This window comes from Agromyces sp. NPDC127015, assembly GCF_042725165.1.
Classification (GTDB): Bacteria; Actinomycetota; Actinomycetes; order Actinomycetales; family Microbacteriaceae; genus Agromyces; species Agromyces chromiiresistens.
In genome coordinates this window covers 950551-971153 of record NZ_JBHXDI010000001.1, presented here as the reverse complement: position 1 = coordinate 971153, position 20603 = coordinate 950551, and the positions used below count along the sequence as shown (strand labels likewise).

Annotated in this window: 14 protein-coding genes; 12 read left to right on the top strand and 2 right to left on the bottom strand. The window is 68.3% G+C overall.

The annotated features are described in order from the left end of the window. The first annotated feature begins 10 nt into the window (after positions 1-10). The 4 genes from ACFWGP_RS04530 to ACFWGP_RS04515 all read left to right on the top strand — a co-directional run bounded on the left by ACFWGP_RS04530 (position 11) and on the right by ACFWGP_RS04515 (position 6018). Positions 11-1348 (top strand): hypothetical protein, encoded by a 1338-nt coding sequence (locus tag ACFWGP_RS04530; protein WP_275505770.1) that lies wholly within the window; start codon positions 11-13, stop codon positions 1346-1348. 68 nt (positions 1349-1416) lie between these two features. Further along, a complete protein-coding gene (locus ACFWGP_RS04525) occupies positions 1417-3777 on the top strand; it encodes a beta-glucosidase (protein ID WP_376930208.1) in 2361 nt (786 codons plus the stop codon). Continuing rightward, positions 3774-5177 carry a GH1 family beta-glucosidase gene (locus tag ACFWGP_RS04520; protein WP_275505772.1) on the top strand — a complete coding sequence of 468 codons (1404 nt, stop codon included), beginning with the start codon at positions 3774-3776 and terminating at the stop codon, positions 5175-5177. The genes ACFWGP_RS04525 and ACFWGP_RS04520 overlap by 4 nt, the downstream gene beginning before the upstream one ends. 13 nt (positions 5178-5190) lie before the next feature. After that, on the top strand, positions 5191-6018 hold the full coding sequence (locus tag ACFWGP_RS04515) for an alpha/beta hydrolase fold domain-containing protein (protein ID WP_376930207.1): 828 nt from the start codon (positions 5191-5193) through the stop codon (positions 6016-6018). Between the two features lie 364 nt (positions 6019-6382). On the opposite strand, the gene ACFWGP_RS04510 is transcribed toward ACFWGP_RS04515, so the two are convergent. Then, a complete protein-coding gene (locus tag ACFWGP_RS04510) occupies positions 6383-7072 on the bottom strand; it encodes a TetR/AcrR family transcriptional regulator (protein ID WP_376930206.1) in 690 nt (229 codons plus the stop codon). A gap of 179 nt (positions 7073-7251) precedes the next feature. On the opposite strand from ACFWGP_RS04510, the gene ACFWGP_RS04505 reads away from it, so the two are divergent. The 7 genes from ACFWGP_RS04505 to ACFWGP_RS04475 all read left to right on the top strand — a co-directional run bounded on the left by ACFWGP_RS04505 (position 7252) and on the right by ACFWGP_RS04475 (position 16928). After that, on the top strand, positions 7252-8583 hold the full coding sequence (locus tag ACFWGP_RS04505; RefSeq protein ID WP_275505775.1) for an MFS transporter: 1332 nt from the start codon (positions 7252-7254) through the stop codon (positions 8581-8583). A gap of 47 nt (positions 8584-8630) precedes the next feature. After that, positions 8631-11312, top strand: coding sequence for an alpha-L-rhamnosidase (locus ACFWGP_RS04500; RefSeq protein WP_275505776.1), 2682 nt, complete (start codon positions 8631-8633; stop codon positions 11310-11312). A gap of 73 nt (positions 11313-11385) precedes the next feature. Further along, on the top strand, positions 11386-12624 hold the full coding sequence (locus tag ACFWGP_RS04495) for a glycoside hydrolase family 1 protein (RefSeq protein ID WP_275505777.1): 1239 nt from the start codon (positions 11386-11388) through the stop codon (positions 12622-12624). After that, positions 12621-13454 carry an SDR family NAD(P)-dependent oxidoreductase gene (locus ACFWGP_RS04490; protein ID WP_275505778.1) on the top strand — a complete coding sequence of 278 codons (834 nt, stop codon included), beginning with the start codon at positions 12621-12623 and terminating at the stop codon, positions 13452-13454. Before ACFWGP_RS04495 ends, ACFWGP_RS04490 begins: the two co-directional genes overlap by 4 nt. Before the next feature lie 3 nt (positions 13455-13457). Then, complete coding sequence (locus tag ACFWGP_RS04485; RefSeq protein ID WP_376930205.1) at positions 13458-14330, top strand: sugar phosphate isomerase/epimerase family protein; 873 nt, start codon at positions 13458-13460, stop codon at positions 14328-14330. Positions 14331-14463: 133 nt separating this feature from the next. Further along, positions 14464-15267: an SDR family oxidoreductase gene (locus ACFWGP_RS04480; protein ID WP_275505780.1), complete on the top strand. Its 804-nt coding sequence runs from the start codon at positions 14464-14466 to the stop codon at positions 15265-15267. Between the two features lie 158 nt (positions 15268-15425). Continuing rightward, positions 15426-16928 (top strand): MFS transporter, encoded by a 1503-nt coding sequence (locus ACFWGP_RS04475; RefSeq protein WP_376930204.1) that lies wholly within the window; start codon positions 15426-15428, stop codon positions 16926-16928. Positions 16929-16985: 57 nt separating this feature from the next. Here the strand turns inward: ACFWGP_RS04475 and ACFWGP_RS04470 are convergent, their stop codons facing one another. Then, positions 16986-18203 (bottom strand): helix-turn-helix transcriptional regulator, encoded by a 1218-nt coding sequence (locus ACFWGP_RS04470; protein WP_376930203.1) that lies wholly within the window; start codon positions 18201-18203, stop codon positions 16986-16988. A gap of 149 nt (positions 18204-18352) precedes the next feature. Between ACFWGP_RS04470 and ACFWGP_RS04465 the strand changes: the two genes are divergently transcribed. Beyond that, positions 18353-20602 (top strand): glycoside hydrolase family 2 protein, encoded by a 2250-nt coding sequence (locus tag ACFWGP_RS04465; protein ID WP_376930202.1) that lies wholly within the window; start codon positions 18353-18355, stop codon positions 20600-20602. Position 20603 lies beyond the last annotated feature (1 nt).

Below are 20603 nucleotides of genomic sequence, written 5' to 3'. Positions count from 1 at the left end.
GTTCGCGCACATGAAAGTCACCTTGATCGGAGCAGGCAGCCGCGAGTTCGCCGGAAAGATCGTCCGCGACCTCCTCTTGAGCGAGCCCATCGCCGAAAAGGGCCTCGAGATCGTGCTGATGGACATCGCCGCCGAGCCGCTCGCGGAGATGGAGACGTACACCCGACAGCTCATCGAGCGGCTCGACCATGCCGCCACCGTCTCGGCGACCACCGACCTGAACGACGCCGTAGCCGGGGCCGCTTTCGTGGTCACCGCGATCGAGGTCGACCGCTACCACTACTGGTCGCAGGACTTCACGATTCCGCGCAAGTACGGCTTCAAGCAGGTGTATGGCGAGAACGGCGGCCCCGGCGGCCTCTTCCACGCCCTTCGCCAGTTCGGCCCGCTGCTCGAGATCGCACGTGCGATCGAGGCACATGCCCCCGACGCGATGTTCCTCAACTTCTCGAACCCGGAGCACAAGGTCTGCGAGGCGATCTCGCGGCTCACCTCGGTGAAGGTGGTCGGGCTCTGCCACGGCTACTTCTACGGCGTACGGCAGATCTCGGCGCTGCTCGACATTCCGAGCGATCAGCTCGAGCTGCCCGCCGCCGGCATCAACCATTTCACGTGGTTCCAGGCGGTCCGCGACAAGGTCACGGGCGAAGATCTCTACCCGCGACTGCGCGAGCTCGAGCACGAGGCGAACTGGGTGTCGGACTGGCACGAGATCGGGCTCTCCCGCATTCTCTTCCGCCGTTTCGGCCTGTGGCCGTCGCCGAGCGCGAACCACATCGGCGAGTACATCTCGTGGGCCGACGACTACGTGCCCGCGCAGCTGCAGTACTTCAACGACCCCGGCGATGGTTCGCCCTGGCGTGAAGGCGCATCGACGCCCGAGTGGCATTACCACATCGGGCTCGCCGACACCGACCGTCCGTTCCATGCTCCGCGCCCGAGCGGCGCGCTCGAAGACCAGCCGCTCGAAGCCTCGGAAGAGCTCGCGATCCCCATCATCGAGTGGGTCGCCTGCGGCGTCGAGCGACCGCTCCCGGCGGTGAACATCCCGAACCGAGGGGCGATCCCGGGTCTCCCCGACGACATGGTGGTCGAGGTGCCCGCGCGGGCTGAGAACGGCACCCTGGTGCCCCTGCCGATGGAGGCTCTCCCCGAGGGCATCTTCGCGATGGTGCGCCTCCAGGGATCGATCCACAAGCTGCTCGTCGAGGCCTACGTCGAGCAGTCCAAGGCGAAGCTGCTGCAGGCGATCCTCCTCGACCCGATCGTCGACAACCATAACCGCGCAGTCGCAATGCTCGATGAGTTCCTCGAACTCCAGAAGGACGCCCTGCCCCCGCTGGCCTGAGCATCCGGGCGCGGGCCCACGTCGGGCTCGCGCCCGTGCCAACACGACCTCCACCAGAAAGCAGAAACATGACCCTCCCGCCGTTCGACGTCGACACCGCACTGTCAGAGCTCACGCTCGAGGAGAAGGCGTCGCTGCTCTCGGGGCGCGATGACTGGTTCACACAGCCGATCGACCGCCCGGGGCTGACCGACCCGGTGCCGCCGATCGAGGTCGGTGACGGCCCCCACGGACTGCGCAAGGAGACCGGTGTCGACATGGTGTGGGTACCGGCGACGGGCTTCCCGACCGCGTCGGCGATGGGCGCGTCGTGGGACCGCGACCTGATGCGCCGCGTCGGAGCCGCGATCGGCGAGGAGGCGCGGGCGCAAGGCGTCCAGGTGGTGCTCGGCCCGGGGGTCAACATGAAGCGTTCACCGCTCTGCGGCCGGAACTTCGAGTACTTCTCGGAGGACCCGATGCACTCGGGCGAGCTCGGTGCGGCGTACGTCGTGGGAGTCCAGTCGACCGGCGTCGGCACGTCGCTCAAGCACTTCGCGGCGAACAACCAGGAGATCGAGCGTACCCGCATCTCGGTCGTCGCCGACGAGCGGACGCTTCGCGAGACCTACCTGGCCGCATTCGAGCGGGTGGTTCTCAAAGCGGACCCATGGACGGTCATGTGCTCGTACAACCGCCTGCGGGGTGTGCACGCCTCGGAGAACCGTTGGCTGCTGACCGAGGTGCTGCGTGAGGACTGGGGCTACGAAGGCGCAGTGGTTTCGGACTGGAACGCCGTGCACGACCGCGTCGCCGCCGTCCGCGCGGGGCTCGACCTCGAGATGCCGGGCACGGAGGGCCGCACTGATGCCGACGTCGTCGCAGCGGTGCGCGCCGGTGAGCTCGACGAGTCGGTGGTCGACGAAGCCGCCCGTCGAGTGTTGCGTCTCGTGGCGCGCGCCTACCCGGGTGCCGACCTCGTCGACGGCCCCGTAATGCGTCTTGGTCATAAGGCCGGTGACCGCCTCACTCCCGCGCAACTGGAGCTTTTGCGCGCGGACGAGCACCATGCGCTCGCGCGTGAAGCCGCCGCAGCGTGCATCACCCTGCTGCGCAACGAACCCGCACCCCACGGCGCTGCTGCCCTGCCACTGGCCGAAGACGCCACCGGCACGGTCGCGGTCGTCGGCGCCTTCGCCGAGCACGCCCGCATCCAGGGCGGTGGCTCGTCGGGCGTGGATCCCACCCGAGTCGACGCGCCGCTCGACGCCATCCGCGCGATCGCCGGGGAACGGGTCGTCTACGCGCCCGGCTACGTCTACCTGCCCAAGAACGCGTACCAGGACGACAACATCGCCACCCTCGCCGCGCACGAGGTCGAGTTCGTCGAGGAGCGCCCGACCGTCGCACGCCGCTCGGCGACCCTCGCACGAGAACTCCAGCTCGCCGAGGCCGTGCAGCACGCCGTGAACGGCCCGGTCTCAACGACCGCAGCGCGGCTCATCGACGAGGCCGTCGCCGCTGCCGAAGCCGCCGAGACGATCGTCGTCTTCGGCGGCCTGCCGCTCGCCTTCGAGCAGGAGGCCAACGATCGCGACACTCTCGCCCTACCGCAAGACCAGGTCGCCCTCATCGGTCGCCTCGCCGACCTCCGGGAGCGCACCGGCGCATCGCTCGTGGTCGTCCTCTCCAACGGCACGGCCGTCACGATGGACCCGTGGCACGACCGCGTCGATGCGGTCGTCGAGTCATGGCTCACGGGGCAAGCACTCGGCGGCGCCGTCGCCGACGTCCTCTTCGGACGCGTCAACCCGGCCGGCAAGATCTCCGAGACCTTCCCGGTCGCCCTCGAGGACACACCCGGCCAGCCGAACTGGCTCGGCGAACGTGGCACCGTGCTCTACGGCGAGGGAGTGTTCATCGGGTATCGCTGGTACGACGCTCTGAACCGGTCGGTGCGATACCCATTCGGTCACGGACTGTCGTACACCTCGTTCGAGTACTCCGACCTCTCGGTCGAGATCGCGGATGCCGCGGCCGGACTCGTTCTCGCGTCGGTCACGATCGCGAACGACGGGCCTGTCGCCGGCGACGAGATCGTGCAGCTCTACGTCGGTGACCCCGACGCCGAGGTGTACCGTCCCGTCCGCGAGCTGCGGGGGTTCGAGAAGGTCCGACTCGCGCCGGGGGAGTCCACCCGCGTCGTGTTCGAGCTCGAGAGCCGCGACTTCGCGTACTGGGACTCGGTCGCCGAGCGCGGCGACGGCCGCCTCGGGCTCTGGCGCAGGGAAGGGGGCGAGTTCCGCGTCGAAGTCGGGGCGTCCTCGCGCGACATCCGTCTGTCCGAGGTCATCGAGCTCCCAGATGATCCGACGATCCCGGCGTTGATCCCCGATGCCGAGTTGCAGGGCTCGAGCACGTCCCGCTTCGTTCAGGGACACGCCGGATGAGCGGCATCCCTGATCTCCCCGCCGTGCTGACGGCACGCGCCCGTGATCTCGGCGGGCGCTTCCCTGCCGACTTCGTCTGGGGTGCGGCGACCGCCGCGCCCCAGATCGAAGGCGCCGTCTCCGCAGGGGGCCGCACTCCCAGCATCTGGGACACGTTCGCCCGCGTGCCGGGCGCCGTCGCGGGCGGCGACACGCTCGATGTCGCCGACGACCACTTCCGGCGGTGGCGCGACGACGTCGCACTCATGCGCGACCTCGGCCTCGGCGCGTACCGCTTCTCGATCGCGTGGCCCCGCGTCGTTCCCTCGCCGTACGGCATCGTGAACCGGTCCGGACTCGACTTCTACGACCGACTCGTGGACGAACTGCTGGCGGGCGGAATCGATCCGTTCGTCACGCTCTATCACTGGGACCTGCCGCAGTGGCAGCAAACCGTCGGAGGGTGGACCGATCGCTCCACAGCACACCGATTCGCGGAGTTCGCCACGCACGTCGCGGAGCGGCTCGGCGACCGGGTACAGCACTGGATGACGCTCAACGAGCCGTGGGTGTACGTCTTCCTCGGGCATCTCGCCGGTGTCCACGCCCCGGGCCTGACGTCCGAGGACAGCGCCGTCCGCGCGATGCACCACTCGCTGCTGGCGCACGGCCTCGGCGTGCAGGCGCTCCGCGCCACGCTCCCCACCGAACGAGAGGTCGGGATCGCGCTCAGCATGAGTCCGACCGAGCCGGCGACTCCCGCGCCCGAGGACATCGCGGCAGCCGAGCGGAACGACCTCTACCGCAACTGGCTCTTCCTGCACCCGATCACGCACGGCGAGTACCACCCGCTCACGGAGGACCTCTTCCGCGAGAAGATCCCCGTCGAAGCGGGCGACCTCGAGACGATCGCCGAACCGATCGACTTCGTCGGCATCAACTACTACTCGCGAGCCGTGGTGGTGGGTGACGATTCCGTCCCAGTGACTCGTGCTCGGGAAACTCGACCCGATGGCACCTACACGGCCATGGACTGGGAGGTGTACCCGAAGGGGCTCACCGACATCGTCGCCCAGACGCACGAACGCTACGCCCCGAAGGCGATCTACATCACGGAGAACGGATCCGCATGGGCCGACGAGCCGGCCGCCGACGGATCGATCGTCGATCCGTCCCGGGTCGCCTACCTCCTGGACCATCTTGCGGCGGCGGCCCGGTGCACCGATGCTGGGATGCCGCTACGGGGGTACTTCGCCTGGTCGCTCATGGACAACTTCGAATGGGCGGAGGGTTATGGCAAACGCTTCGGCATCGTCGGCGTCGACTACGGAACACAGCAGCGCACGGTGAAGCAGTCGGGTGCGGCATACCGTGAGGTGCTCGACGCTCATCATGAGGCGCACTTCCCGATCGGGGCGTAGGAATGGAGTCTCGGTGAGGTTCGTGGTGCACGACCGACAGCTCGCGGACTCACGGACGCCCGTTCGTGACTACATACCCGAGCACCCGCAGGGCGCCGCGTTGCTCTGGGTGCACGGGGGCGGTTTCGCCGGCGGCAGCATCGACATGCCCGAGTCCGATGCCGTCGCCCGTCGGCTCGCCGCCGGCGGGCGGCTGGTCCGGACGGTGGAGTATCGGCTGGCTCCGCCGTGGCCGGAGCACGGACCGCTCGACCTGGGGCCTGCGCCGGGGCGCTATCCCGCCGCGCAGGACGATGTGACGGCCGCCTTCCTCGACCTCGCGCAGCAAGGTGCGGCGTTCTTGGGCGGCGCAAGCGCCGGAGCCTGCATCGCCGCGAGCGTCGCCGCGCGGCTCAGCGACGAAGGCAGCGTGCCTCCCTTGGGGCTGGTTCTCGCCTACGGGGTGTTCCATGCGAGCCTGCCGGTACCCACTGAGGCCGAGCCCGATCATCCGCTGTCCCCGTCCGGCGCGCAGGCCGGGGAGTGGGTGGAGCGCATGACGCTGAACTACGCGGGTTCGCGGAGCCTCCTCGCCGACCCGAAGGTGTTTCCAGGAGCCGGCGACCCAGCAGGGCTCCCCGCCACGCTGATCCTGGATGCCGAGCGTGACAGCCTGCGCGCGTCGGGCCGGCGCTTCGCGGAACAACTCCGAGCGTTCGGCGTCTGCGTGACGGAGACAGTCGTTCCCGGCTCGTCGCATGGATTCCTCAACGATCCTCTGAGCGGAGACTTCGAGCAGGGGATCCTCAAGATCACGCGCTGGCTCGAAACAGTCGGTACAGGGAACCCGCATGGCGCTTGACACTCCTGGATATCAGCCGGGCATTCGGTAACCCGGCCCCGCGCGGAGCACGTCATCGCGACGACGCTGATGCCGACGTAGGCGATCAGCAGGATGACCTTCGTGAGGATCGCGGCCGGGCAGGCGACGCGGGTCCTTCGTCTCCTCGGTGAGGGCGAGGCACGTGTCCCAGCACGAGCAGGATCGCCTGTACCAACCGGCGGGATAGTGGGTCGATGGGAGACGTCACGCTTCTTCTGCGACAGTGGATTCGAGGGACGGGCTCGGAGCCGGTTCCGGCGATCGGCGCCGCGTGCCCTCGAGTGGGTGCTGTGCCTCGATGGGCTGCCCGTGCGGCTTCCCCTCGTTCTGCGAGACGACTTCGTCAGTCGCGTGCGTCGTCGTCGGTAATGATGGTGCGCATGAACGTCTCCAGGAGCGGGAGGGTCGCTCGACTCGGGTCGAGCAGCGCCTGGATGCGCAGGCCGTCGATCATGGCCAGCAGCATGGTGATCCTGTCGTCGGCGGTGACCTCTTCGCCGTCATGAGCGGTGGCGAGACGGCCGCTCGAGAAGTGCTGGCGCAAGCGTTCGCGTCGCGCGATGAAGAAGTCGTGCGCGGGGTGATCCGGGTTCGTCGCCGCGACCGTGACGGCGAGCCAGTTGCGCTGGTGCTCGGGGTGCGAGAACTCGTCGGCGAGCACGCTCGAGAGCACCTGCTCGGCCGGCACGCGCGACTGCATGATGCGGCGCGCCATCTCTTCATCGTCGTCATCGCGCTGCGCGAGTGCGGCCAGGAGGAGTTCGTCCTTGCTGGAGAAGTGGCGCAGGAGTGCGGCATGCGTCAGTTCGGCGCGCGCGGCGATGTCGCGAAGTGACGCGCGTTCGTAGCCGTGCTCGGCGAAGCTCGCCAGCGCGGCGCGCACGATCTTGGCGCGACGCGCCGGCGTGCTCGCATAGGGACCCCGACGAGTTCGGGCCGGGCTCGCGGGGGATGATCCCGATGCGTGGTCGTCGGCGACGCGCGTGCCGGCCCCCTGCGTGTACGCCGTCATCAGCGAGGTGGAATCGTGCATGCCTTCACCCTGTTCACCCATCTCTCGAGTCTCGCAGACCCGTGTTCGAAGCCGACTTGCCAATAGTAACCGCGGTGGTTACTCTTGGCCACACGTAACCAACATGGTTACTTTTGCGCAATCCCTCAGCACGACCCGCGTACGATCGCGTGGTCGGATCACCGCCGATGAAGGAGTCAATGGTGACGAAGAACGAGCCGGCCGCGGACCTTGCCGCCGGCCTCGCCGTGTCCGACGAGGAGACCGCGCCGCCGGTCGAGCATCTCGTGGCAGAGCCGCAGCAGCCGATGAGCCGGGGGTACATCCTCTGGCTGATGCTTGCGAGCTTCGGCGCATCCATGGCGATGATGGTGCCGCTCTCGTACGGCATCGCCGTCCGCATCACCGAGCTCGCACCCGGTCACGAAGAGGTGCTCGGATTCATCACCGGGATCGCGCAGGCCGTCTATCTGGTACTCAGCCCGCTCGTCGGCATCTGGAGCGACCACACCCGGTCGCGCTTCGGGCGTCGGAGCCCGTTCATCTACCTCGGCGCGGCGATCGGCCTGGCTGGCCTCGTCGTCATCGGTCTTGCTCCGAACCTGCCGATCGTCGGCGCCGGCTGGGTGCTCGGCATGGTCGGTTGGTCGATCGCCGGCGCCGCCCTGCAGAACATCCAGGCCGACAAGCTGCCCGAGAGGCAGCGCGGCAAGGTCTCTGCGCTCACCGGCCTCATGACGCAGATCGCTCCGGTGCTCGGCATCGGCGTCGCCTACGCGGTGTCCTCGAACACGTTCCTCGTCTTCTTGCTGCCCGGCGCGATCGGCGCGGTGCTGCTCGTACTGTTCCCGCTCATCAAGCCCGAGGGCAGTTCGAAGGACCTCGCGCCGTCGACGCAGGTCACCGTGAGGTCGGTCGTCGCGAGCTACGGGTTCAACATCCGCAAGTACCCCGACTTCGCGTGGAACTGGCTGGGCCGCTTCGTCTTCTTCATCGGCCTCTACTTCAACACCACGTTCGGCACATTCTTCTACGCACAGCGTCTCGACATGCCGGTCCGCGAGGTGGCCGGCGTGGTCGCGACGGTCGGCATGGTCGGAGTGCTCGCCGCCACGGGCGGCGCGCTCGCAGGCGGATTCCTCTCAGACAGGCTCCAGCGTCGCCGCCTCTTCGTGATGATCGCCGCCGTGCTCTTCGTCGTCGGCGCGCTCGTCGAGGCTACGGCGTGGTCGCTCGCGCAGATCGTCGTCGGCGCCGTGCTCATGCAGTTGACGATCGCGGTGTTCGCGACAGTCGACCAGGCGATCGTCTACGCGACCATCCCCGAGCGCGACCAGGCCGGCCGCTACATGGCGGTCATCCAGTTCGCCCAGAAGATCCCGAGTGCCATCGCGCCGCTGCTGGCCGGTGTCGTGATCACGTTCGGCGCGACCGGCGGTGAGAAGAACTACACCCTGCTCTACCTGCTCGGCGCCGCGTTCGCGCTCATCGGCGGTCTCGTCATCATGTTCAAGGTCAAGTCGGTCCGTTGAGCCGAGCTCGACATTCCGAACCGGCATCCCAACGGAAGCGAACCCGCATGCCCAGTGCCCCGTACGACCTCGTCGTCGACCGCGGCGGTGACGAATTCCCTGTCACCGGCGCCGCCCCCCGCCTCTCCTGGAAGGACCCGGTCGACCGCGACCCCCGCGACGCCTACCGGGTGGAAGCGGTGATCGACGGAGCACCGCCGATCGTCGCGGAGGTCGCCGGTCGCCGCTTGACGGCCTGGCCGTTCACGGCGCTCGGCAGCGCACGGCGTGTCCGGTGGCGCGTCCGCGCCGATGCACCGGATGCTGCGTGGTCGGAGTGGGCGGGGTTCGAGTCGGGCCTCCTCGACGAGGACTGGACCGCACACTGGATCTCTCCCGTCGAACCCGCCGTGGGCGCCGACGGCGACGCCGGCTACGGGCGGCGCGCGGCCCATGTACTCGCGGGCGGATTCACGATCGCCGGCGCCGTCTCGTCGGCCCGCCTCTACACGACCGCGCTCGGCGTGTACACGGCGGACGTGAACGGCGACCGCGTCGGCACGATCGAGCTCGCACCAGGGTCGACTTCCTACGACCGCACCCTCTATGCGCAGGCGGCGGACGTCACCCGGCTCCTCCGCGACGGGGCGAACACGATCGCGCTCGAGCTCTCCGACGGCTGGTACCGCGGGCAAGTTGGCGCGTTCCGGCTGCCCTCCGGGTGGGGCACGACGCTGGGCGCCCGGGTCGAGCTGCACGTCGAGTTCACCGACGGGTCGCGGCAGGTCGTCGTGAGCGACGCCTCCTGGACCAGCCGGCGATCGGCGATCACCCGTGCCGACCTCATGGACGGCCAGACGCTCGACCTGTCCGCGCCGTCCGCCGCCGAGGCACGCGTGCTGGTCGATGTCGTCGAAGCGCCGCCGATCGACTGGTCGCCGGCCCCGCCGGTGCGGGTCGTCGAGACGCGCGCACCCGAGTCGCTGCGCGCGATCGCCGACGGTGTCTGGCTCGCGGACTTCGGGCAGAACGCGTCCGGATGGATCCGGCTGACCGACCTGGGCGCGCCGGGCACCCGCACCGTGCTCGAATACGGCGAGGCGCTGGGCCGCGACGGCGACCTGGACACCGCGCACCTCGATTCCGAACGGCCCGATGGTGGGCGCAAGGCCTTCGTGCAGCGCGACGAAGTCGTCGCGGGGGAGCAGGGCAGCGTCTTCGAGCCCCGCCATACGGTGCACGGGTTCCGCTACGCACGCATCACCCGCTCGGACGGCAGCGCTCTCGCTGCGGCATCCCTGGAGATGTGCGTCGTGCAGACCGACCTCGCGCGCACCGGCACTTTCGCGTGCAGCGACGACGAGCTGAACCGGTTGCACGAGATCGTCGACTGGAGCTTCCGAGGCAACGCCGTCGACGTGCCGACCGACTGCCCGACCCGTGAGCGGCTCGCATGGACCGGCGACTATCAAGTGTTCGCGCCCATGGCCACACGCCTGTTCGACGTGCATGGCTTCAGCCGCAAGTGGCTGCGCTCGGTGCGCGACGACCAGCTCGACGACGGCCGCGTCGCGAACTTCTCGCCCGACGGGCGCCGCATCAAGCATCACCTCGATGACCAGTTCGCCATGATGACCGGTTCGTCGGGCTGGGGCGACGCGATCGTCGCCGTGCCATGGGAGCTCTACCTCTCGTACGGCGACGAGCAGGTGCTCGCCGAGAACGTCGACGCGATGGTGCGCTGGGTCGAGTGGGTGCTCGAGCAGGCGCGGACCACCCGGCACTTCGCCCGCGTGCAGGCCTCGGATGAGCCAGAGCCATTCGAGCAGTACCTCTGGGACGGCACCTTCCACTGGGGCGAATGGACCGAGCCGAGGCAGCGCGACGCCGAGGGGAACCGGATCGACCCGATCAAGCACAACCCGATGGCCTGGTTCATGGCCGACAAGGGTGAGGTCGGCACCGCGTACCTGCACCGCTCGACGGCGACCCTCGCCGCCGTCTCGCGCATCCTCGGCCGCGTCGAGGATGCCACCCGCTACGCGGCGACCGCCGACCGCATCGCCGATGCCTGGCGACAGGCCTACCTGAGCGCCGACGGCACGACGACGACCGACACCCAGGCCGCCTATGTGCGGGCCCTCGCGTTCGGGCTGATTCCCGAGGAGCTCCGCGACCGCGCGGTCGACCGGCTCGTCGAGCTGATCCGCGACGCCGGCACCCATGTCGGCACCGGATTCCTCGCGACGGGCGACCTGCTGCAGGTGCTCGCCGACCACGGCCGCGCGGACGTCGCGTACGAACTCCTCCAGCAGCGCACCGCCCCATCATGGCGGTACATGCTCGACCGCGGCGCGACCACGGTCTGGGAGGACTGGGAGGGCATCGACGAGCACGGCGACGCCCACGAGTCGCTCAATCACTACAGCAAGGGTGCGGCGATGCGGTTCCTGCACACGCACACGCTCGGGCTGCGGCAGGAGGCCGGTTCGATCGGCTGGGAGCGCGTCGTGATCGCGCCCGTTCCAGGGGGCGGCGTCACCTGGGCACGCGGGCGTCACGAGGGGCCGCAGGGCACGATCGCGGTCGACTGGCGCATCGAGGGCGAGCGGATGTCGCTGTCGGCCGAGATCCCGTCGGGCACCACCGCCCACGTCGTGCTGCCCGACGGCACCGAGCACCGGATCGGGGCGGGCCGGTTCGAGACGACCGCCACGCTCCCCGCCCGCGCGTCGACCGCGAAGGCATGACCCCCGCGGCAGCCTCCGCACGCCGCATCCATCTTTCGAAATCGACGATTCAACGAACGAGAGGAACCAACTCATGACGACCTTCCCCGATGGATTCCTCTGGGGCGCCGCGACCGCGGGTCACCAGATCGAGGGCAACAACGTGAACAGCGACTGGTGGGCGCGCGAGCAGATGATGCCGGGCATGGAGCTCTCGGGCGATGCTGTGGACAGCTACCACCGCTACCGCGAGGACATCCGACTGCTCGCGGACTCGGGCCTCACGTCCTACCGCTTCAGCCTCGAGTGGTCGCGGATCGAGCCGGTGCGCGGTCACTTCTCGAGGGCTGAACTCGCCCACTACCGTCGCATGATCGACTACTGCCTCGACCACGGCGTCGCACCAGTCGTCACCCTGCAGCACTTCACGACGCCGCAGTGGTTCGCCGCGCTCGGCGGCTGGGACGGCCCCGACGCCGAAGCGCTGTTCTGCGCGTACGTCGAGCAGGCGTGCACCATCCTCGACGGCGTCGAATGGGTCGCGACCATGAACGAGCCCAACATGCAGGCGGCCATCATGACCGCGATGCGGCACCTCTCAGCATCCGGCGGGGAGTGGACGAGCCCCACGGTCGAGGCCGAGGGCGATGCGGAGAAGAAGCAGACGCACAGTGAGTTCCTGACCTACGCCGACCCCGAGATCGGGCGCATGTTCACGCGGATCCACCACGCCGCCCGCGCGATCGTGCGCGAGCGCACCGGTGCGAAGGTCGGCTGGACGATCGCGGCAGGCGCCCTCACGGCAGCGCCCGGCGGCGAGGAGAAGCTGCTGCAGATCCGGTACGGCAAGGAGGACGTGTACTGGGAGGGCAGCCGCGGCGACGACTTCGTCGGCGTGCAGGCGTACTCGAGCCAGCAGGTCGACGCGAACGGCCTCGTGCCGCACCCGCCGCACCCCGATAACACCCTCGTCGGCACTTCCTTCCGTCCCGACTCCCTCGCGATGGCCGTGCGTCACGCGTGGGAGGTCAGCGAGAATACGCCCGTCGTCGTCACCGAGAACGGCATCGCCACCGCCGACGACGCGCAGCGCATCCGCTACACGGAAGAGGCGCTGCGGGGCCTCGCGGGCACCATCGCCGACGGCGTCGACGTGCGCGGCTACCTGCACTGGTCACTCCTCGACAACTTCGAGTGGGGCCACTGGGAGCCCACCTTCGGCCTCATCGCGGTCGACCGCGAAACCTTCGTGCGCACACCGAAACCGAGCCTCGCCTGGCTCGGCGAGGTCGCGAAGCGCAATGGGCTGGACTCGGCGGAGGCTGCAGCATGAGCTTCCCGTTCGCCGACGTCTCGGCCCGTTCGCTCACCGAGCTGCTCTCGCTCACCGGCCGCCGGGCCGTCGTGACCGGCGCGGCGCAGGGCCTCGGCAAGGCCATCGCGGCGCGACTGGCCGAGGCCGGGGCCGACCTCCTGCTGATCGACCTCGACGAGGATGCGGCGCAGTCCGCCGCCGTGGAGCTCGCCGACCGGTACGGCGTTCGCGTGGCTGCCACGCGCGCCGACGTCGCCGATACGGCTTCGGTCGCGGCGGCCGCCGACGTGGCCGTCGCCGAACTCGGCGGCATCGACATCTGGGTGAACAACGCCGGGATCTTCCCGAACGCGCCGGTGACCGTGATGCCCGACGAGATGTGGGACGCGACCTTCGCCGTCAACGCGCGCGGTGTGTTCCTCGGTTCGCGCGAGGCCGCACGCCGCATGTCGGCCGACCGATCGGGCGGCGTCATCGTCAACATCATCTCGACCGCGGGCGTGCAGGTGGCGTTCCCCGGCATGGCCGCCTATGTCGGGTCGAAGCACGCCGCGCTCGGCATGACCAAGTCGCTCGCGGTCGACCTCGCCCCGCTCGGCATTCGCGTGCTCGGCGTAGCGCCGAGCTTCGTACCCACCGAGGGCAACATCGCGGCGGCGAAGGCCGGCGCCGAGGCGGCGGCCGCGGCCGGCATCGAGATGCCGACCCTCGACGTGATGAAGACGAGCATGATCGGCCGCATGGGCACCCCCGACGACATCGCGCGCGTCGTACTCTTCGCCGCGAGCGACCTCTCGATGATCATGACCGGCAGCACGCTCCTCGCCGACGCCGGTGAGACGGTCTGACGCGTGCCGTCATCCACTCGGCGGCCGCTGCGGGCGATCCAGCAGATCCAGATCGGCCGGATCTCGTCCACAGAAGACCAGGCGCGCGAGACCCTCGCGCGCCTGGTCGCGGCCGGATTCGAAGGCATCGAACTCAACGGATTCATGACCCGGCCGACCCCACTGATCGTCCGGGCCCTGACGCGAGTCGCCGGAATGCCGGTCGGCGGCGGCGGGCGGCTCGACTGGCCGCGCCTCGTCGCCGACGCGGGCCTCTCGGTGGTCGCCCTCCACGAAGACCTCGGGACGATCGAGTCCGCACGGGCGGAGGTCGTGGCGCGGTGCGCCGAGTTCGGCACGCGCAACGTCGTGGTCACCGGAATGCACCGCTTCGACTACGGCGACGAGGAGGCGGTCGCCCGGCTGGCGCAACGGCTCACCGTCGCCGGCCACGCCTTCGCAAACGACGGCCTCCGCCTGCTCTACCACAACCACACCGCGGAGTTCCGGCGGCTGCCCTCAGGCGGCACCGCTTTCGCGGCGCTGCTCGAGCAGACGGATGCCGAGGCGATCGGATTGGAGCTCGACTGCTATTGGGCGGCCACTGCGGGAGCGGATCCGCTGCTGCTGCTCGACACGTTCGGCGAACGGGTTCGTCTCCTCCACCTCACCGACCGCGGCTCGCGCGTGACCGGCCCGACGATGACGCCCATCGTCAAAGCGGACAGCGTCGAACTCGGCACCGGCAACTTGGCCGTGGACCCCATCATCGAGCGAGCCATCGCGCTGCAGATGGAAGCGGTGATCCTCGAGACCCACAAGAACTGGATCGACGGGTCGCCGCTGCGCAGCGCGGAGGTGAGCGCCGACGTACTCCGGCGACTGCTCCCGTCCTGATCGACGAGTTCGTCGCCGAACCTCCCTCGAGCAGTTCATTCGTTTCGACCGGCGTCACCGGATCCGGCGTCACGCGAGGCCCCGCGATTCGGCTCGACCGGCAACCCCCACCCCGACCAGGCAGGAATCTCACATGGACACCACCAACAAGGTCTTCGTCGTCACCGGCGCCGGCAACGGCATCGGACGGGAGACCACCCTCAGGCTCCTCAGCGGCGGAGCTTCCGTCGCCGGCGTCGATCTCAATGCCGACGGTCTCACCGAGACCGCTCGGCTCGCTTCGGCCGGCGATCGGTTCTCGGGGCATGTCGTCAACATCACCGACCGTGAAGCGGTCGCGGCGCTGCCCGATGCTGTCGAGAACGCGCACGGCGCGGTCGACGGCATCGTGAACATCGCGGGAGTCATCCAGCAGTTCGTGAAGGTCGTCGACCTGCCGTTCTCCGAGATCGACAAGGTGATGAACGTCAACTTCGGCGGGGTCATGAACATGTGCAAGACGTTCCTTCCCATACTCCTCTCGCGCCCCGAGGCGGCGATCCTCAACGTGGCGAGCATGGGGTCGTACGCGCCGGTGCCCGGTCAAGCCGTCTACGGAGCGTCGAAGGCGGCGGTGAAGCTCCTGACGGAGGCGCTCTACGCCGAACTCCTCGGGACGAACGTGCAGGTGACCGTGGTGTTCCCAGGGGCGATCGGCACGGACATCGCAGCGAACTCGGGCGTCAGCCTCGCCGGTGACACGTCCGCCGAGACAGCGACGTTCAAGACGACGAGCCCGGTCGAAGCAGGACGCGTCATCGTCGCCGCCATCGAGAAGGGACGGTTCCGCGCGACGATCGGTTCGGATGCCGCGGCGATGGACCGGCTTTCGCGTCTGAACCCGCGGTTCGCGACGACCCTCATCGCCAAGCAGATGGGCGACCTCCTCGAGGCCTGACGGATTCGAAGGCGGGTGCCGAATTCGTACTAGATCCGTCGACACGGTTCTATCACCGGCACGCGCCGCATTCTTAGTGTTGCTCTCGGCTCAGTGAAGCGACCGATGGAACAACCCGTTCGTCGCACGAGCGGAATTCCCGAAGGAGCGAAAACGCAATGGCGCGTAACCCGAAGCAGACGGCAAGCGAGGCGGACGGCGTGACCTACCGCCGCGCCAAGACGTGGGAGATCGCCCTCTCCCAGATGAACAACGGCTCGGCGATGATCTTCTACGTCCTCGTCGGCCTCATGAGCTACCTGCAGAACGCCGGCTACGGCATCGCGGTCGCCGCGGCAGGCCTGATCCTCACGTTCACCCGCGTGTTCGACGGCCTGATCGACCCGCTGATCGCGCTGCTCATCGAGAAGGTGAACTTCCGGTTCGGCAAGCTGCGCTTCTTCATGCTCGGTGGATGGCTGATCAGGTCGCTCGCGATCCTGATGCTGTTCGTCTGGGCCTCCGACAGCGGTCTGGGCGCCGTGTTCTTCATTGCGATGTACGTCGTCTACATCATCGGTTCGTCGATGAACGACATCGCCGGGCAGATGACCGGCCCGGTGCTCACCAACGACCCCCGACAGCGTCCGACCGTGCAGGTGTGGTCCACGGTCTACGCGTACTTCGTGCCCGCAGTCTTCTCGATCCTCTCGACCGTGGTGTTCCTTCCGCGTCACGGCAACCAGTTCACGGTCGAGATGTTGAGCGAGACGGCGATCGCCTACGTGGCCTGCTCGCTGGCGTTCCAGATCCTCGCCTGCGTCGGCGTCTCGCGCATCGACAAGCCGGAGAACTTCGCGCACCTCGACGTCGACAAGGCCAAGGCTGACGTCTCGATGCGCGACATGTGGAACCTGCTCACGAAGAACGGGCCCTTCCAGCGCTACTTGATCAGTGGTGCCTCCGACAAGCTCGCGCAGGTCGTGAAGTCGCAGGCCGTGATCGGCACGCTCATGTGGGGCATCCTGCTCGGCAACATGCAGCTCGGTTCCGTGCTCGGTCTCATCGCGATCCTCCCCGGCATCGTCTTCGCCATCTGGGGCGCCCGGTACACCGGCAAGCACGGGTCGAAGGCCGCGACTATCACCTGGACGTGGATCTGCCTGATCCTCGCCGTGATCCTGACCGTGTTCTGCCTCGTCGTCGACATGGGGTCCATCCTCGGCAACCTGGCACTCACGATCGGCTTCTTCCTCGTCTACCTGCTCCTCAACGGCGCTTCCATGGTGGTCACCGTCGCTCAGGGCGCCATGCGGGCCGACGTCATCGACTATGAGCTGGAGCGCTCAGGCAAGTTCCTGCCCGCGACAGTCACCGCGACGTACAACTTCGTCGACCAGGTCATCACGTCGCTCGGTGCGACGCTTGCGCTCGGCGCAGTGGCACTCATTGGCTTCACGACGGTGATGCCGCAGCCCACCGATAGCCCGTCGACGCCGATTCTGCTGATGAGCCTGGCGTTGTTCTTCGGCTTGCCGATCCTCGGCTGGGTGGCCTCGCTCATTGCCATGCGCGGCTACAAGCTCGACCGTGCCGAGATGGTCGAGGTGCAGAAGCGCGTCGGCGCGCGCAAGGCCACCCTGCAGGCCGCGGAGGTAGAGGGCGAGTCAGTGCTCACCTGACGAAGCGCCGACAATGGAGGGCCGCGGATCCAATGCGATCCGCGGCCTTCGTGCGGGTCAGGCCGTGTGAGCCTCGCGATAGGCGGTCGGCGTCATGCCGTGCGTCTCTCGGAACACCTTCACGAAGTAGTTGGCGTCGTCGTAGCCGACGAAAAGCGCGATATCGCGCACGCTCTGCGTCGTCGTGGCGAGCAAGCGGGCCGCGCGTTCAGCCCGTTGCTGGGCGGTGTACGCGACGATGGTCAGGCCGGTCGCGGCCTTGAAGCGGCGAGCGAGCGTGGACGCGGACACCCCTAGCCGGTCCGCGAGCTCCGTCGTCGAGACTTGGCTGCTGAGATGCAGGTCGATCTCGTCGGCGACCCGACGCACCACTGGCGGGTACTCGCGTTGGTTGTGACGTCGGACGTGCCGGCAGAAGTCCGTGACCATCTGCGCGGTGAACGCTGCAGAACGCTTGGGGTCGGAGGAATGGCCGATGCGGTGCAGGCGCTGCGCATACTCCTGGGAGATCGCGTCGACGGTCACCGGTGGCAGTCCGCCGCGCTGTGCCGCGACCCGGGCCATGATGCGCAGGATGGTCGTGCCGAGGAAGGGCGTGTTCAGGTAGCTGATGGTCTGCGGCATCCGTCCCATGCGTTGCAGGGCTGCGAGGGCTCGATCGGAAGAGCCCTCCGCGACCGCATCCATGAATTCCCGTTCGAGTCGGTACCGCTCCTCGATCACGGTGAATGCGGCGGACTGCGGGGCCTCCCGAACTCCGGGGGCGATCGTCCCCCCTTCGGCCTCGATCTCGCGAAGGCTGCCGAGTGCGTCCTCGGCGCCGCCGGCGCGGAGCAGGCTCGCGGCTCCGCGGTAGACGTACTCTGCATCGACGATCGGGTATCGGGTGCGGTAGAGCTTGTAGATCTGGAGGTGGGCACTGGGAACCCCCAACCGGCTCATGGCCTCTTCTGCGACACCCGGATGCATGGGTTCATGCGTGTACGGGCCGATGATGAGGAGGCGATCGCCCCACCGAACGAGCGCGATCGCCATGCCGAGCGGCTCACGGATCTCGTGAACGACCTGCATGTCCATGTCGCGCACGAATCCTCGGAGCACCGACGCGGTGAAGGCGGGCTGGATGCGAGGGTTGAGGCAGTGTGCCGACTCGAATGCGTCGAGTGCCGGTGCGATGTCGGTCGTGAGCACTATCGGGCAGCTCAGGACCTCCGCCATAGCGGCGGCGATTGGCTCGAGTGCGTTCTGCGTATCTGCGTCCGACGTCGTCGTCATGGAACTGCCTCGGTTCGTGTGATCGGCAAGAAATTGCCGATTCAGTTCTGATCGTGCGTGATCAGTTCTATCACGAGCCCGCTGATCGTTCGTATCGTGGTGGAGCCCAGCCGGCGCGCGCCGGCGCATTCACGTCGAAGGAGACTCCCATGACGCAGCCTGCTGTCCCTGTCGCCCGCCGGGCAACGTCGATCCCCGAGGGCTGGGCATACGCACCCGTCGAACTGCCCGCAGGATCGAGCTGGGACGTGGTCGCCGCGGGAGGGGAGCAAGTCGTGCTTCCGCACACCTGGAATGCGATCGACGGGCAGGCGGGCGGCGACTACCGCCGTGGCCGCTCGACGTACGCACGCGTGATCGAGGCAGAGGCGTCCGACGTCGAGACCTGGATCGAGTTCGCGGGCGTGAACTCGTCGGCCGAGGTGTACCTCGACGGCCGTCTCCTCGCGAGCCACGACGGCGGCTACTCGACCTTCCGCGTGAACCTGACCGACCAACTCACGGACGGATCTGGCACGCTCGTCGTCATCGTGGACAACGCGAAGAACGAGCGGGTCTACCCGCAGCAGGCCGACTTCACCTTCTACGGCGGCATCTACCGCAACGTGCGCCAGATCACCGTCGGCCGCGAACACTTTGAACTCGAAGGCCACGGCGGCCCTGGCCTGATCGTGACCCCGAGTCTCGACGGCGACCGCGCCGAGGTCGCGCTCAGCGCGGCCGTTGCCCCGACTTCCGGCGTGTCGGCGACCGGCGTGCGCTTCCTCGTCGACGGCGAAGCGGCCGTCACCGTGCCGATCCTCGATGGTGCCGCGAACGCGTCGCTTACGATCGAGCACGTGCGCCGTTGGCACGGCCTGCGCGACCCGCACCTGTACACGGCCCGAGCCGAACTCCTCGCCGACGACGTGGTGCTCGACGTCGTCGAACTGCGCTTCGGCTGCCGCGAGTTCGCGGTCGACCCGCAGCGCGGATTCCTGCTGAACGGCGAGGTGTACCCGCTTCGCGGAGTGTCGCGCCATCAGGACTTCGAGGGCGTCGGCAACGCGATCACCGAGGAGATCAAGCAGGGCGACCTCGCGCTGATCCGGGAGCTCGGTGCCACGACCGTGCGGCTCGCGCACTACCAGCACGACCAGCGCTTCTACGACCTCTGCGACGAAGCGGGCCTCGTGGTGTGGGCCGAGATCCCGCAGATCACGGTGTTTCTCCCCGGAGCGAGCGACAACGCCCGCGATCAGCTCGTCGAACTGATCGTGCAGAACCGCCACCACGCGAGCATCGTCTCGTGGGGCCTGTCGAACGAGATCACCCTCGCCGGATCGGGCGAGAACGTGGTTGCCGCCCACCGGGAACTGAACGACCTCGCCCATGAGCTCGACCCGACCCGCCTGACCGCGATGGCGAACCTCTTCCTCCTCGAGACCGACCACCCATTGGTCGGGCTGCCCGACGTCATGTCGTACAACCTCTACTTCGGCTGGTACGTCGGCGAGGTCGCCGACAACGACTCTTGGCTCGACGACTTCCACGCCGCGAACCCCGAGATCGCGATCGGGCTCGCCGAGTACGGGGCCGACGCGAACGCGCAGTTCCAGTCCGCCGCTCCCGAGAAGGGCGACTACACCGAGAGCTACCAGGCGCTCTACCACGAGCACATGGTCGGCATGATCGAGGCGCGGCCGTGGCTCTGGGCCACGCACGTGTGGAACCTTGCGGACTTCGGATCCGCCGGACGTGACGAGGGGGGCGTTGCGGGCCGCAACCAGAAGGGCCTCGTCTCGTTCGACCGGTCGCAGAAGAAGGACGCGTTCTACGTGTACAAGGCCGCATGGTCGAGCGAACCGTTCGTGCACATCGCAGGCCGCCGACGCGCCGAACGGGCAGAAGATGTCACCGAGGTGATCGTGTACTCGAACCAGGACCGGGTCGTGCTGTCGGTCGACGGCGTCGAGATCGGTGCGGCCTCGGGTCGCCGGGTCTTCCGCTTCCAGGTGCCACTGACCGGCGAGCATGAGGTCACCGCTCGCTCGGGTGCATCGACCGACACGATCACGCTGCGCAAGGTCGACAAGGTCTCCGCTGCAAGCGTGATGCCCACGACGACCATCGCCAACTGGTTCGACGAGGCCGAGCTGCCGAGTCCCGCCGGGTTCTTCTCGGTTCGCGACTCGCTCGGCGACATCAAGCAGTCCGAAGCTGGCGCCCGCGTCATCGCCTCGGTGATGGAAGCCGTCGCGACCAGCCGCGGCGAGGTCGGCCAGGGCGTGGAGATTCCGCCGGCCATGCAGGCCATCGTCGACCGGATGAGCGTCGAGAAGCTCATCAAGCAGGCCGGTGGCGTGTCGCTCGAGCACGTCGCCGCATTGAACGCCCAGCTCAACCTCATCGCGAAGTGAC

Coding starts and splice junctions, on each gene's coding strand:
- ACFWGP_RS04480 (WP_275505780.1), top strand. CDS start 14,464: ATGGACACCACCAACAAGGTCTTCGTCGTCACCGGCGCCGGCAACGGC.
- ACFWGP_RS04500 (WP_275505776.1), top strand. CDS start 8,631: ATGCCCAGTGCCCCGTACGACCTCGTCGTCGACCGCGGCGGTGACGAA.
- ACFWGP_RS04465 (WP_376930202.1), top strand. CDS start 18,353: ATGACGCAGCCTGCTGTCCCTGTCGCCCGCCGGGCAACGTCGATCCCC.
- ACFWGP_RS04530 (WP_275505770.1), top strand. CDS start 11: ATGAAAGTCACCTTGATCGGAGCAGGCAGCCGCGAGTTCGCCGGAAAG.
- ACFWGP_RS04470 (WP_376930203.1), bottom strand. CDS start 18,203: ATGACGACGACGTCGGACGCAGATACGCAGAACGCACTCGAGCCAATC.
- ACFWGP_RS04490 (WP_275505778.1), top strand. CDS start 12,621: ATGAGCTTCCCGTTCGCCGACGTCTCGGCCCGTTCGCTCACCGAGCTG.
- ACFWGP_RS04525 (WP_376930208.1), top strand. CDS start 1,417: ATGACCCTCCCGCCGTTCGACGTCGACACCGCACTGTCAGAGCTCACG.
- ACFWGP_RS04495 (WP_275505777.1), top strand. CDS start 11,386: ATGACGACCTTCCCCGATGGATTCCTCTGGGGCGCCGCGACCGCGGGT.
- ACFWGP_RS04505 (WP_275505775.1), top strand. CDS start 7,252: ATGGTGACGAAGAACGAGCCGGCCGCGGACCTTGCCGCCGGCCTCGCC.
- ACFWGP_RS04510 (WP_376930206.1), bottom strand. CDS start 7,072: ATGCACGATTCCACCTCGCTGATGACGGCGTACACGCAGGGGGCCGGC.
- ACFWGP_RS04475 (WP_376930204.1), top strand. CDS start 15,426: ATGGCGCGTAACCCGAAGCAGACGGCAAGCGAGGCGGACGGCGTGACC.
- ACFWGP_RS04520 (WP_275505772.1), top strand. CDS start 3,774: ATGAGCGGCATCCCTGATCTCCCCGCCGTGCTGACGGCACGCGCCCGT.